Below are 12,955 nucleotides of genomic sequence, written 5' to 3' on the forward strand. Positions count from 1 at the left end.
TCCTATCAATTACGGAGAAATTTAATTCATTTATAAATCAATAAAAATTCCATTTTTCCGTGTATCTATTATTTAACCCCACTAAACTCCCCCAAAACTTCAAAAATCTGGTGGATGTCTTGTTTGATTTCTTGATAACGACCTTGGCGGTAATAGTCCATGAAGCCTTCCAGTCCGCATTTAATAACGGTGAATTCTGTTGGGTGGTTTTCCCGTTCTGTGCAATCAATCGCTTTTTCGGCCAGATTTCCGGCTTCTCTTTCGCCAAAGCCGAATTGATGTACGAGTGCTGCCACTAGACTCGACTGCACATCGCTTCCACTCGCGTCCATTTCCGAACCAAGCATCGTGAGCATACCGAGTAAATAGGCGACGATCACCTTGATTTCTTTTTTTGAAAATTTATCTTGACTAAAATCAATCGTTTCTACAAATAAAGCTGCACATTTTCTGGCTTCTGCAAAAAATGATTTATCCAACTTCCTCAGCACTCCTTTTTTAAAGAAAAACAAGCAGTTTCTATCACTGCTTTAGTCTCCGTTTCCAAATGACAGATTCATTATAGCACTTTTATTTTCAGTGGCAAGAGGCTAAACACCAAGAATACGCTTTCTTCAAAAATTTAATCTTTTTGCGTTTAATTTGGATAAATATTGTAAAAAATAGTCAATTTATACTAAAATAAAGATAGACGATTTAATTCACATACATCGGAGGAAAAAAGCATGTCCAACAAACGTCCAGAACTATATGACTACCTGATTGAAAAAGGGCCTGTTATTGCAAAAAAGTGGTCGGAATTTATGAGCGATGCCTACACGGAACCACGAAATGACCCTGCTTACCAAGAACAACTTTATCAAGAATATTTACAAACCAATCAGCTTTTTGCATCTTATCTGCTTTCAGAAAAAGAATTTTTTAAGCAAAATTTTGATAAATGGTCCAAAAAGATTGTCGAACAGCGAATTAGCAACAATATGCCCATCACTATCATCTACATAGTAGCTTCTAAAATCCGAATTACTTACATGGAAATGATGAAAGAATATAAGAAAACCTATCCTGATTTTACCGTAGAAGAGGCGCTGAATGCTACGATCGCTATTGATGAAGCATTTGGCGTGCTAACCTCTCACTACACGCAGCGCTATCAGGAAGTCATGACCTATCGGCTTGATGCCCAAATGAATCTGATTACGGAGCTGGGCACACCGATCATTCCAATCACAAAACATGTGGCCATTCTGCCGCTAGTTGGCGGTATTGATACGTTTCGCGCGCGGAAAATTAAGGAAATCGTGCCACAAAAATGCGTCGATACGGAAATTGAGATCCTCTATATCGACTTGTCCGACTCGCCGGCACTGGATTCTGTCGTTGCTGAGGAGCTGTTCGAGTTGATGAAAATCTTGGAACTTCTCGGCATCCAATCGATGTTCTCCGGCATTCGGCCAGAAGTCGCCCAGTCTGCCATTCAAGTTGGGCTGGATTTTAATCATATTAAGAGCTACAGTTCGCTTTCCGTTGCACTGAGAGAAAACCGCGTGATTCGTTAAAAATAGGCTCCCTGCCGTCCGACTAAAATGTCCGGTTCGGCAGGGAGCCTGCTTTTTTATCTAGAGGGCACATTCGCCATCGCTACAGCCTGATGCATTCTTCCCCTGCCGGATTTGGCCACTACCGGCCTTTTCCAATACCGCTGCAAAACTTTCGACAGGCTGCGCGCCGGAGAGGGCATACTTGTTGTCGATCAGAAAGAACGGCACACTATTAATCCCCAGCTCCATCGCTTTCGTTTCATCAATGCGGACTGGTGCCAGATATTCATCCGAGCGAACCACCTCACGCGCTTTTTCCTCATCCAGCCCCACTTCTGCTGCCAGCTCCACCAAGGTCTCCTCGTCATTCAGAAAAGCCCCTTTCGTAAAGTAGGCATCAAACAGCCGCTCGACTAGTGCTTCCTTTTTGCCTTCCGTTCCGGCAAATTGGGCCAATCGATGCGCCGTAAAAGTGTTGGTCGCCTGAATCGCGTCAAAGTCATAATGAAGACCGGCCAGTTCTGCCATTTGACCAATCTGATCGTTCATTGCCCGCGCTTCCTCATAGCTTTTCCCATATTTGTTCGCAATCAACTGATGGATATCCTCGTCGTACCGCTTCGGCGCATTTTGATCCAATTCAAAACTGTGAAACTCAATCTCAATGTCTTCCCGCCCAGCCGCCGCTTTTTCTAAATTGCGCTTGCCAATATAGCAAAATGGACAGGCAAAATCTGACCACACATCAATCTTCATGCTGATTCCTCCATTACATCACTTACAAAAAGTAAGTTTTTTATTAGGATACCCTTTCATCGTGGCAATTGCAATCAATCTGTTTGTGCATGAAAAAAGTGCAGCTCGCACCGCCCAATCTGTCAGCCAGATCGAGCCGGTTCAAACTGCACCACATGTCTTTTATTGTTCTTGTTCCATCTGTTTGCGGCGCATTCTTTCGCGGACGCCGACTTTTTTGATTTGCTTGCTGCGAAGTTGTCCGCAGGCTGCATCAATGTCCGTTCCATGTTCTTGCCGGATGACACAGTTGATGCCGTTTTTCTTCAAAATGTCATAGAACGCCAAGACATCTTCTTTTTTACTGCGCTGATATTGATTGTGTTCATCGACCGGATTATAAGGAATCAGGTTGACGTAGGACAAATGGCGTTTATTTTTAAGAAGATTCGCCAATTCCTGCGCTTCTTTCGGATGGTCATTCACATCGCGGAGCATGATATATTCAAATGTCACGCGGCGGTTGGTCTTATCAACATAATACTGGATCGCTTCCATCAATTTTTCAATCGGGAAGGTTTTGTTAATCCGCATAATGCTCGTACGCAGCTCGTCGTTTGGCGCATGAAGAGAGATGGCCAGATTGACCTGGAAATCCTCATTGGCAAAATCGATAATCCGCGGAGCAAGGCCGCTTGTCGAGACGGTAATGTGACGGGCCCCAATCGCCAGACCCTTATCATGATTGATAATGCGCAGGAAGCTCATCACATGATCATAATTGTCGAACGGCTCGCCAATCCCCATGACAACAACATGGCTGACACGTTCTTCCAAGCCGCGCGCATCAAGATCATGCTGCACATTCATAATTTGGGCAACGATTTCACCAGAAGTCAGGTCCCGCTGTTTTTTCAGCAGACCGCTTGCACAAAACGTACAACCGATATTGCAGCCGACCTGCGTCGTGACACAGACGGACAAGCCATATTCATGCTTCATCAGCACCGTTTCAATCAGGTTGCCATCCGCCAATTTAAAAAGATATTTTGTCGTACCGTCGTTCGATTCTTGGACAATTTGCTGTTCCAAATGATTGATTACAAAATTTTCATCCAAAAGCGCAATACTGTCTTTTGGTACATTGCTCATTTCTGTAAAAGTCGTGACACGTTTGCGGTACAGCCAATCCCACACCTGCTGTGCCCGAAATTTTTTCTGACCGTGTGCTTCGAACCAGTCGATCAGTTCATTCATTGTCAATCCGTAAATGGATTCTTTTTCCATGGTTCAGCCTACTTTCCGTTTTTTCAAATCATCTCTATTCTAAACGTTTTAAATCGCCACCGCAACAGGGAATTTTGCCCATAAAAAAGAAACTGACAGATCATGCCGGCTTAGCAAAATGGTGAAAAAATAAGAGAAGCCAAAATCAAGCATCAGCGCCATTTCTCAAAATGGCTATTGCTTCACTTTGGCTCCTTCTTCTATCTCTGGTTCACGGTTATTTCACTTCAATGTCGCCGGAGCTGGTGGTGAGTGTGACGGTACTTGTTGCTCCACTCACACTATTCGGCACTTTGATGTTGCCGGAATCTGTTTTCGTATTGAAAATGGCTTCGGAACCGGACGGAAGTTCTAATTCGATTGCGCCGGAATCACTCTTCGCCTCTACTTTTGCCGGCAATTGGCTGAACGTCATGTCCAGATCGCCCGACGAGGACTCAGCCGAGACATTTTCCTTTAAGCCGTCCAGTTCGATCGAGCCGGAATCTGTACTCGCGGTGACTTTACCTGTTGCACCGTCTGCTTCGATATCGCCGGAGCTGGTCTTATAGCTGCTTTCTTTGCTGGCTGCATTCGCGGTTGAAATCTCACCGGAGTCTGTGCTGAGCGACAGTTGGCTGCCTGTGATCGTATCAATGTCAAAGCCGCCGGAACTTGCCGCTGCTTTCAAATTGCCTTCATGGCGTGCCACTTCCAGCTCACCGGAATCTGCTGAATAAAGTGTATCTCCTTTGGTGTCCGTCATGACCGTGTCGCCTGATCGGTTTTCAATGTTGATTTTTTCTGCATCTAAGCCGTGCAGAGCTATGTCACCGGAATCCGCCTGCAAATCTGCTTGAACGAGCTGGCCGTTTTGAACAGTCACATCTGCTGACCGCCCGTCCACTTTTAAATCCTTCAGCATATCAGGCGCTGTCAAGTAAACCGTGATCGTCTGCTCTCCGTAAACATGAAATTCAAAAAAGTTGAACCAGTCACCCTGATCAGTGGTGACCAGTGTCAGACTTTTATCGCCGTTTTCCGGCTTCGCTTTTTTCAGCTGTTCAATTTCGCCGTCGGAATAGCGGCCGCTTACTTCGATATAATTTTTACCAGTCGTGCTGTCTTTAAACTGGATATTCGTATCATGGGATGTTTCCAGTTTCAATTCATTGATGCTTTCATCTGATAATTCATAGGTTTCATTAAAAGCCGTGCCGTTATCGACCATTTCTCCCTTGTTAAAGGTAAGCAGGAAACCGATACCGCCAATAATCAGCAAGACGAGACCTGCCAAAAAGACGCGTTTCATCCATCTTGTTTTATTCATAGCGGTTGCCTCCCTTCAAAACGTAGCCGTGACTGGCGATCCAAAGCAATGTCAGATTCTTGACCCATTTGGTGAAATAAACGGCGATTGGTAAGAGCATCAGCCCCAAACCAACCATGGCAATTGATGCAAACATTTGATAAAAGGCAATGTTCTGTCCGAGAACCATCGCAATCCCCACAAAGGCAGGCGATAAGATAAAGCAGCCACTAATGCCCCAAACCGAAATTACAAGTCCCCAAGCGGTTGCAGCTACTGGAATAAGTAAAACTAAATCTAAAAAGATAAGGCCGATAAATAGTAACACACGGCTTCCCGGCGTACGACTGCTGCTACTTGTTTGTCTTGGTACATAATAAGTTTCCATTTCCTTCGTTGGATCTTGCAGAAGTTCCTCGCGCTCTGCAAAAATATCATCTGCAATGGCTTTCGGTGAGCCGAGACTCATCACAATTTCACTTTCTGATTTGCCTTCTGCCTCACCATTTCGGAAATGCTCCTCGTAGTCATTTAAAAATTCTTCTCGTTCACTTGAATTTAAGCGGTAGAGCCGTTCTTCCAGCTCAGCCATGAATTCCGCTTTCTTCATCCCGCTTTCCCTCCTTCTCCAGTAGCCGTGCCACGCTATCTGTAAAATTACTCCATTCAAAAATCAATTCATTCAAGTACATCTCACCTTTAACTGTCAGCTGATAATATTTTCGTGAAGGTCCCTCCGTCGACTCTTTCAAATAAGTCGTGCAGTATCCTTCCTTGACCAGTCTTCTAAGTACCGGATAGATGGCCCCCTCTGCTACTTCAATATAAATGGAGACTTGTTGTGCCAGCTCATATCCGTAGCGGTCCTTGGCGCGTATCAAATAAAGACAGCAAAGTTCCAATACACCTTTTTTAAACTGCGGATTTACTTCCATCATTACCCTCCATTCCACCATTTAGTAATTTAAAAACATCAGTACTAAACATTATTTACTAGTTAAATACAGTATAACACTCACTACTGTTCATTGCAAGGTACTAAAAAAATAAAATTGTCATATCTTCTTTAAAAACTTTTAAACTTAATATCTTTTACATCGGGTCGATTGTATAGTAGCATTAAAGTAACATGCAAAAAAACTACTGAAATGGTGGCCTATCCTTGACCAACCAACCATTTTTACACATAGAAAAAATATTAAATGAAATAGAAAAAGTAATTGTCGGCAAACGAAATGTGGCCAAACTCAGCCTGACTGCGCTACTAGCTGGCGGTCACGTCCTGATTGAAGATGTGCCCGGTGTCGGAAAAACCATGCTTGTCCGGGCGCTCGCGAAATCTGTCGGCACCAGCTTTAAACGAATCCAATTTACGCCGGATCTTCTGCCGGCTGATGTTACAGGCGTGTCTGTTTTCAATCCTGAAACACGCGAATTTGAATTTCGTCCTGGGCCAATCATGGGCAATATCGTACTGGCTGACGAGATCAACCGGACGGCACCTCGGACGCAGGCGGCTCTGCTTGAAGGGATGGCTGAAATGCATGTCACGGTCGACGGCATCACCCGGCCGCTGAATGACCCGTTCTTCGTGATGGCCACCCAGAATCCGATCGAATATGAAGGAACTTACCCGCTGCCGGAAGCCCAGCTGGATCGCTTTATGCTGAAAATCAATATGGGCTATCCAACACGCGAAGAAGAGCTCGCGCTACTATCTGCCAAACAAAATGGTGAGTCGATTGAAGCCGTGGAGTCGGTCGTGGCCGAAGCCGATTTGCTCCATTTAAAAGAAGCGGTGAAAAAGGTTTTTGTTAGCGAGGAAATCAAACGTTATATTGTTTCTCTTACTGAGGCAACGCGAAAGCATCCGAGTGTGGCACTTGGTGTTAGCCCGCGCGGTACCGTGGCGCTGATGCAGGCTGCTCAAAGTTTTGCCCTGATTGAAAACCGGGCGTTCGTTCTGCCTGATGATATTCAGTATCTGCTTCCGTTTGCCTACAGTCACCGGCTAATTTTAAAACCAGAAGCGCTTTACAAGGAAGAAACAAGTGCTCAAATCCTGACTGATATTCTGGCGCAAGTCCCCGTGCCAGTCGAGAAAGGGTAATGTCTGATGACGACTAAACGCGCCTTGCTACTGATGCGCTTTGGGGTTTTCTTGCTTCTTTATGTCGCTTTGTGGACGTACACGCTTTTTCAAGGGGATTTTGCCAGCTGGTTTCTGACTTACTTTTTTAGTTTTATATTGCTGCTACTCGTTTGCGGCTCATTATTCAGACTGAAAAATTGGCAGATTAAACGTGACTTTCATAAAGCGCGGATTCAGGAGGGGGAGACCGTTCGACTGACGGTACATTTTGCTAGAAAGCGGGCCTTTCCAATGGGCTATTTGCTGATGCAGCAAGCTATGCCGGAGACTCTCGGGAATCTTCCGGGCCGCCAGCAGGTGATCTATCCCTTCTTTAAGCGCTCGATTACTGCCGATTTGGCGCCGTTTACGGCGGTGCGCGGCAAACACGTTTTTCCAGCTGTCGAGGCGGAAACGAGTGATCCGTTTGGTTTGATGGAAAGAAGCGCTCGACTAGGGGAAGCCGTAGAATTGACCATTTATCCACGCTATTTTCCAGATATTTTGATGAAAATCAGTGAGAACTCGCCTGAAAACGAACGAAATGCGACGAACTGGACGTTCAAAAAGAATCAGAACATCCACGGTTTGCGCGAATTCACGCCTGGTGACCGGATTTCTTGGATTGACTGGAAATCTTCTGCCAAAACGGGCAAAGTCATGGCTCGCGAGTATGAAAACAGTTCTTCCAGTCGTGTTCGGGTGATTTTTTATGGACAGCAGCATCCGCATTTCGATTTTGCGCTTCGGGCCGCCTATTCTTTCGCACGCAAAATGCTGGAACAAAATGGTGAGGTCAGTGTGGCGGTTCTTGGCGAGAATGGGCAGACGTTCGGTTTTAGCCGCGGTCATGCCAAATTGGAAGACATTGCAAAAGCTTTTGCCGAGGTGGCTCCTGCAACGGCTGAAAAACTGGCGGAACCGCTGACCAGCTTGCTAGCTCAAAACCAGCGAACCATTCTTTTCACTCCATTTGTCGACCCGGCTCTCCAAAAAGCCGTTCGCTCTAGCGTGCAAAAACAGACGATTCAACTAGTCAGCATTTTAGACGGGGGACAGATGGATGCTGGAACCATTTACCTACCGAAAAAAGCGCTCGCCCTGCCTGAAACAGCTGATGGAGGTGACACCGATGAAAATAACCGCTAAAATTGCCCCTTTCGTCCTGTATCTGCTGGCACTTTTGCTGATTTCCGAATGGATTTATCCGTTTGTATATCTGACAAAGCTTTCCGGTGCAGGCTGGGCCATCCTTTTCGTCGCATTGTCCCTTGCCATGTATTTTCTGCGGTGGCGGTTTTACATAACGCTGCCAGTGCATCTTTTACTCCTGTACCTTTTAACAGGGATTTACTATCATAATGGCCATCCGTTTGATCCAAGCTGGCTGCCTTCTTTTCTCACAGCGCTCAAAAACGGCTTGATCAATCTCTTGTCCTTCAACGCCAGCGATATCGGGATGATTTTTGTTACATTCATTTTCTTCGTGGCGCTCTGGCTGCTCAGTTATATTACCGCCTACAGCATTTTGCGCAAACAGCGGATCATGAGCGTGCTCGTTTTGACAGTTGTCTATTTGACGGTCGTAAATACTTTTACAGGCTATAATGGCGGTTTCGCACTGATTCGGACGATTATTCTTGCTTTTGTGATCCTTCACTTCGCCTTATCGATGCGACTTGAAACTTCAAACCGGCTTTCCGGCCTCACGTCCAAATGGCGACCGGTCGTTTATCATACCAGCATCCTTGCCCTATTGATCGTTTTCATTTTGGCAAGTATGGCGATGCCGCGGCAGGGTCCGTACTGGGCCGATCCGGTGCCGGCTATCAAAAGCACGCTTGGAATTGGGACGACTAAAACGGTGGGCTATAGTGAAGATGACACACGGTTAGGCGGTTCGCTCGAAGCGGATCACAGTGAGGTTTTCCAAGTACAAACGGATCGCCCCCACTATTATCGCGTCGAAGCCAAACGCACCTATACGGGGGTCGGCTGGGCCAATCAAACAAATACCAAACAGACTTATTTTGAGTCAAACAGCCGCATCCCGCTGAGCCTAAATGAAACTTATGCGGATGAAGCGACCGATTTGACGATTTCTTTCGCCGCGTCCAATGACTATCTCGTATATCCATATGGCAGCCAGTCGATCCAAGCGGCCGATCAAACCTTTGCCATGATGAATACGACTGAAAAAATCACACCGGCCGACACGATCAAAAATTATTCGGTCACCGTTACAGAGCCGGTCTATGATACGAAAAAAATGCGGGAAGCCACATATGGCGGAGTGAGCGACCAATTTATGGCTCAGTATACGCAGCTTCCAGATAGCCTTCCTGACCGCGTTCGGGACTTGGCTCAGAAAATTACCAAGGATACGACCAATCCGTATGATGCGGCCAAGGCCATTGAAAATTATCTCAGCTTTAGCGGTCGCTACACTTACAGCACGACCGAAGCAACGGACACGCTGCCAGATGCGGATTATGTCGACCAGTTTCTGTTTGAGACAAAAATTGGCTATTGTGATAATTTTTCGACAGCAATGGTCGTCCTTTTACGCGCACAAGGCATTCCTGCTCGCTGGGCAAAGGGCTTTGCTGCCGGTGAAAAAATCCAAACCGCCACTGGTGAAAAAACCACCTATCAGATTACCAATGATGATGCCCACTCTTGGCCGGAAGTATATTTCCCGGGGACAGGCTGGGTGCCATTTGAGCCAACTGCCACATTCTCCAATCCGGAGCAATTTGTCAATTCTGATTCCGGCTCTAATGCGAACACGCAAGACGGCACAAGCTCTTCCAGCGAAACACCTGCTGATCCTAATCAAGGCGGTCAAAATAGCGGTCAGACGGAACAGCAAAACGGTGCCAATCAGGCGCCACAAGAGACTGCCAAACCGTCCGCCGCTAGTCATTCGGCTAATTTCAAACTGCCCGGCTGGTTCTGGCTGGTACCGCTCGTTCTCATAATCGCCCTTGTTGCACTGGGAGTAATTTTCCAAAGACAACTCCGGCTTTTGTCGCTTGAAAGAAAGATTCGACAGGAAAAAATCACTTTTGCCAAGGCTTATCTGGCGCTCGTCAAATTGTCAGCAAAAGTCGAGCCGCGTAACGAACAGGAAACGCTCCGTAGTCATGCCGAAAAACTGGACCGAAAAATGGAGACGACCGTTTTCAGCGACTTGACGACACGCTATGAAGCCTTCCTGTATGGCAATGACCAGACGCAAATTTTAGTCGAACAAAAAGAGACTCTTCTGCAAGCTATTCAGCAACTCAAAAATTTCAAATCTAAAAAGACCCATTAAAAAATGCCTCTAGCGCTTTTTGAACGAACCGCCAAAAGGGAGACCTAAAAATCCAACTTTTGGCGGTTCGTTCATTTTCTCAAGCCGCTTAGAGGCATTTTTCTAAATTTCAATCACGATTTTCCCAATGTTTTTCCCTTCAAAAAGCGAAAGAAACGCCGGAATAATCTGATCGAACCCATGAATCAACGTTTCTTTATGTGTCAGCTTGCCTTCTTCCAGCCATTTGATCAACTGCTGCCGCCCTTCCGGAAAAGCATCTGCATAGTTGCCAACCGTGAAGCCTTTCATTTCCGCACTGGTTTTGATCAAATAGTTTTGAATCCGCGGGCCGCTATCTTCATCAGCCGTTTTATTATAACCAGAAATCGAACCGCAAACAGGGATCCGTGCATAACGATTTAAAAGTGGCCATACTGCATCACTTACTGGCCCACCTACATTTTCAAAATATACATCAATGCCGTCCGGGCAGGCCTTAGCTAAAATTTCCGGATAGTTTTTCGCACGGTAATTGACCCCCACGTCGAAGCCAAGCTCCTGCACCATATAGCGGACTTTTTCATCACTGCCGGCAATCCCGACGACCCGCGCACCTTTTATTTGGGCAATCTGACCAGCTGCTGACCCGACTGCTCCGGCACCAGCACTGACCACAACGGTTTCCCCCGGCTGCGGTTTACCGATATCCAGCAGACCAAAATATGCTGTCAGCCCTGTCAGGCCGATAACGCCCAAATAGGCCGGAGCAGACGCCAAGGTGCTGTCGATTTTTCGGACCTGCGTATCTGGCAGGATGACTTCCTTTTGCCAGGGGACCGTCGCGATCACTTTTTCCCCAACAGCGAAATCCTGACTTTTGGAACGAACGACCTCCAAAATCCCCGTACTTTCAATGGGATCGCCTAGTTTGAACGGCTCCACATAGCTTTTCACATCATTCATTCTGCCCCGCAAATACGGATCCACCGAAAGATACGTTAACCGAAGATGCAACTCACCTTCATGTAGCCCTTTTAGCTTGATTTCTCTATGTTCAAAATCCGTCTCTTTGGGAAGCCCGATTGGACGTTTCTTTAAAATGATCTGTTCCATTTTCGTCACAACCTCTCTATTTTCTATTAGGCTGTTACCACCTTCTGCGGCTTGCTAAACGCGAAACTCATTCTTAAAGCGGATGGCAGGACGATTTTCACTTGGTACAATCAAAAAAAGAGAGGAAAAAATCCCCTCTTTCGTAAGCTTTATTTCTTTTCTGTCACTTTTTTAAACTCAAAATTTTTCATCCATCCTTTTTTCCGGCGGATTGAGATGTAACCAATCACTGAAACAACAAAGGCGCCTAGGAAGTCGACAAACAGATCACCCATCGTGTCTGCAACAGCCGCATGTCCCTGCAACATCGTCCCGTTTTCAAGCATTGTTTTCTGCATATTCATACCGAAAAGGCCATCTGCTGTGAACTCATAGAATTCCTAGACAACGCCAAGTGATACGGCAAAACAGCAGGCAAACAGTGCCACAAAAAATGGACTCAGATGCATCGCTACTTTGTCATGATTGTTCAACAAATTGACAATCGAAAAGCCGAGACAGCCGAGCATGGCACCACTAAACGTATGCAAAATCGTATCCCAATTTGGAATCAAGTAATAGAAGCTGCGAACTTCCCCAAGATAAATGGCGCAATATAAGAAAATAATAAAGACGATATACATAGCTCCGGGAATTTCCAGCTTTAATTTTCGTCCAATAATCGATGGCAGGAATAAAACGACAATCCCGAGCACGCATTGCATCAACATCAGTGAGTAGTCGCCCTTCGTTTGTTCTCCCTCAGGAACCGGACCGGATGATGGAGCAAGTGCCAGATTAACTGCGGCATAAACAGTAGAAGCAAGCAACGTGATGAGTACAAAAATAGCTAGGATTTTCGCCCAATTCCATTGTTTGATTTTTTTCATTTTTTTCCTCCTTTTTACGAACATACTTCATTATAGCCGACTCCCCTATAAAAAAGAAATAAAAACAAAAATTTCTTGCAGGGTTTTTATTTTTCCAAGCGTCTAAATTTATAGAAAGGCGGTGAAGTCTTGGATAGTGATGAACAGCTGATTCAAAAAATCAACAACGGACAACACGAATTATTTGAAATCTTAATCGAGCGCTATCAAAAGCAAGTTTTTTCACTCGCTTTCAAATCCGTTCATCATGAAAAAGATGCGGAAGATCTTGCGCAGGAAATCTTTTTGCAAGTATATCGTTCGCTAGGAAGCTTCCAGCAGCAGGCCAAGTTTTCCACCTGGCTTTACCGGCTCTCAATGAATAAATGTCTGGATTGTTTACGTAAAAACGGACGGCGGCTGGAAATCCTTTCTCCAGAATTATCAGAGGAGTCACCTGCTGCAGCTTCTCCGGAAGAGATCATTCTTCGTAATGAAGAGCAGCAGCTGGCACATGAATATCGGAACCATCTGCCTGAAAAATACCGCATTGTGATCGACTATTATTATTTTCAAAACTGGCGCTATCAGGAAATTGCGGCTGAACTCGGCTTGTCGGTCAAAACGATCGAATCCAGACTTTACCGCGCTAAGCAAATGATGCGTCACAAAAGGTTAGGTGATCGAAATTGACATGCTTGTCAGAAGAAC

The 12,955-nt window shown here is 45.6% G+C and carries 12 protein-coding genes and 1 pseudogene; 5 read left to right on the plus strand and 8 right to left on the minus strand.

Translation table 11 applies throughout. The features are described from left to right. Positions 1–68 precede the first annotated feature (68 nt). Positions 69–479 carry an Imm48 family immunity protein gene (imm48, locus tag CS921_RS13065; RefSeq protein WP_099224602.1) on the minus strand — a complete coding sequence of 137 codons (411 nt, stop codon included), beginning with the start codon at positions 477–479 and terminating at the stop codon, positions 69–71. Between the two features lie 246 nt (positions 480–725). On the opposite strand from imm48, the gene CS921_RS13070 reads away from it, so the two are divergent. Continuing rightward, positions 726–1,559, plus strand: coding sequence for an STAS domain-containing protein (locus CS921_RS13070; RefSeq protein WP_099224604.1), 834 nt, complete (start codon positions 726–728; stop codon positions 1,557–1,559). A 60-nt stretch (positions 1,560–1,619) separates the two neighbouring features. Here the strand turns inward: CS921_RS13070 and CS921_RS13075 are convergent, their stop codons facing one another. The 5 genes from CS921_RS13075 to CS921_RS13095 all read right to left on the minus strand — a co-directional run bounded on the left by CS921_RS13075 (position 1,620) and on the right by CS921_RS13095 (position 5,786). Further along, positions 1,620–2,297 (minus strand): DsbA family oxidoreductase, encoded by a 678-nt coding sequence (locus CS921_RS13075; RefSeq protein WP_099224606.1) that lies wholly within the window; start codon positions 2,295–2,297, stop codon positions 1,620–1,622. A 162-nt stretch (positions 2,298–2,459) separates the two neighbouring features. Then, complete coding sequence (gene rlmN, locus CS921_RS13080; RefSeq protein ID WP_099224608.1) at positions 2,460–3,563, minus strand: dual-specificity RNA methyltransferase RlmN; 1,104 nt, start codon at positions 3,561–3,563, stop codon at positions 2,460–2,462. Between the two features lie 217 nt (positions 3,564–3,780). Continuing rightward, positions 3,781–4,872, minus strand: a complete 1,092-nt coding sequence (locus CS921_RS13085; RefSeq protein ID WP_099224610.1) for a DUF4097 family beta strand repeat-containing protein — start codon at positions 4,870–4,872, stop codon at positions 3,781–3,783. Continuing rightward, positions 4,865–5,461, minus strand: coding sequence for an HAAS signaling domain-containing protein (locus CS921_RS13090; protein WP_099224612.1), 597 nt, complete (start codon positions 5,459–5,461; stop codon positions 4,865–4,867). Before CS921_RS13090 ends, CS921_RS13085 begins: the two co-directional genes overlap by 8 nt. Continuing rightward, complete coding sequence (locus CS921_RS13095; RefSeq protein WP_099224614.1) at positions 5,436–5,786, minus strand: PadR family transcriptional regulator; 351 nt, start codon at positions 5,784–5,786, stop codon at positions 5,436–5,438. The genes CS921_RS13090 and CS921_RS13095 overlap by 26 nt, the downstream gene beginning before the upstream one ends. 227 nt (positions 5,787–6,013) lie before the next feature. Between CS921_RS13095 and CS921_RS13100 the strand changes: the two genes are divergently transcribed. From CS921_RS13100 to CS921_RS13110, 3 genes are read left to right on the plus strand one after another with little or no spacing between them, the layout of a single operon-like run. Beyond that, positions 6,014–6,961, plus strand: a complete 948-nt coding sequence (locus CS921_RS13100) for an AAA family ATPase (protein WP_099224616.1) — start codon at positions 6,014–6,016, stop codon at positions 6,959–6,961. Positions 6,962–6,967: 6 nt separating this feature from the next. Then, the gene (locus tag CS921_RS13105) at positions 6,968–8,131 is read left to right on the plus strand and encodes a DUF58 domain-containing protein (RefSeq protein ID WP_099224618.1); all 1,164 of its coding nucleotides are present in this window, start codon (positions 6,968–6,970) and stop codon (positions 8,129–8,131) included. Beyond that, positions 8,046–10,301: a transglutaminase-like domain-containing protein gene (locus CS921_RS13110; RefSeq protein ID WP_099224620.1), complete on the plus strand. Its 2,256-nt coding sequence runs from the start codon at positions 8,046–8,048 to the stop codon at positions 10,299–10,301. The genes CS921_RS13105 and CS921_RS13110 overlap by 86 nt, the downstream gene beginning before the upstream one ends. Positions 10,302–10,403: 102 nt before the next feature. Here CS921_RS13110 and CS921_RS13115 read toward each other — a convergent pair whose 3' ends face one another. After that, a complete protein-coding gene (locus tag CS921_RS13115) occupies positions 10,404–11,396 on the minus strand; it encodes an NADP-dependent oxidoreductase (RefSeq protein ID WP_099224622.1) in 993 nt (330 codons plus the stop codon). A gap of 149 nt (positions 11,397–11,545) precedes the next feature. Then, a pseudogene (locus CS921_RS13120) lies at positions 11,546–12,265 on the minus strand (DUF2238 domain-containing protein). A gap of 129 nt (positions 12,266–12,394) precedes the next feature. On the opposite strand from CS921_RS13120, the gene CS921_RS13125 reads away from it, so the two are divergent. Then, positions 12,395–12,937 (plus strand): RNA polymerase sigma factor, encoded by a 543-nt coding sequence (locus CS921_RS13125; protein ID WP_099224624.1) that lies wholly within the window; start codon positions 12,395–12,397, stop codon positions 12,935–12,937. Positions 12,938–12,955 lie beyond the last annotated feature (18 nt).

The organism is Listeria costaricensis, from assembly GCF_900183385.1.
Classification (GTDB): Bacteria; Bacillota; Bacilli; order Lactobacillales; family Listeriaceae; genus Listeria; species Listeria costaricensis.

Coding starts and splice junctions, on each gene's coding strand:
- CS921_RS13070 (WP_099224604.1), top strand. CDS start 726: ATGTCCAACAAACGTCCAGAACTATATGACTACCTGATTGAAAAAGGG.
- CS921_RS13075 (WP_099224606.1), bottom strand. CDS start 2,297: ATGAAGATTGATGTGTGGTCAGATTTTGCCTGTCCATTTTGCTATATT.
- rlmN (WP_099224608.1), bottom strand. CDS start 3,563: ATGGAAAAAGAATCCATTTACGGATTGACAATGAATGAACTGATCGAC.
- CS921_RS13085 (WP_099224610.1), bottom strand. CDS start 4,872: ATGAATAAAACAAGATGGATGAAACGCGTCTTTTTGGCAGGTCTCGTC.
- CS921_RS13090 (WP_099224612.1), bottom strand. CDS start 5,461: ATGAAGAAAGCGGAATTCATGGCTGAGCTGGAAGAACGGCTCTACCGC.
- CS921_RS13095 (WP_099224614.1), bottom strand. CDS start 5,786: ATGGAAGTAAATCCGCAGTTTAAAAAAGGTGTATTGGAACTTTGCTGT.
- CS921_RS13105 (WP_099224618.1), top strand. CDS start 6,968: ATGACGACTAAACGCGCCTTGCTACTGATGCGCTTTGGGGTTTTCTTG.
- CS921_RS13110 (WP_099224620.1), top strand. CDS start 8,046: ATGCTGGAACCATTTACCTACCGAAAAAAGCGCTCGCCCTGCCTGAAA.
- CS921_RS13115 (WP_099224622.1), bottom strand. CDS start 11,396: ATGGAACAGATCATTTTAAAGAAACGTCCAATCGGGCTTCCCAAAGAG.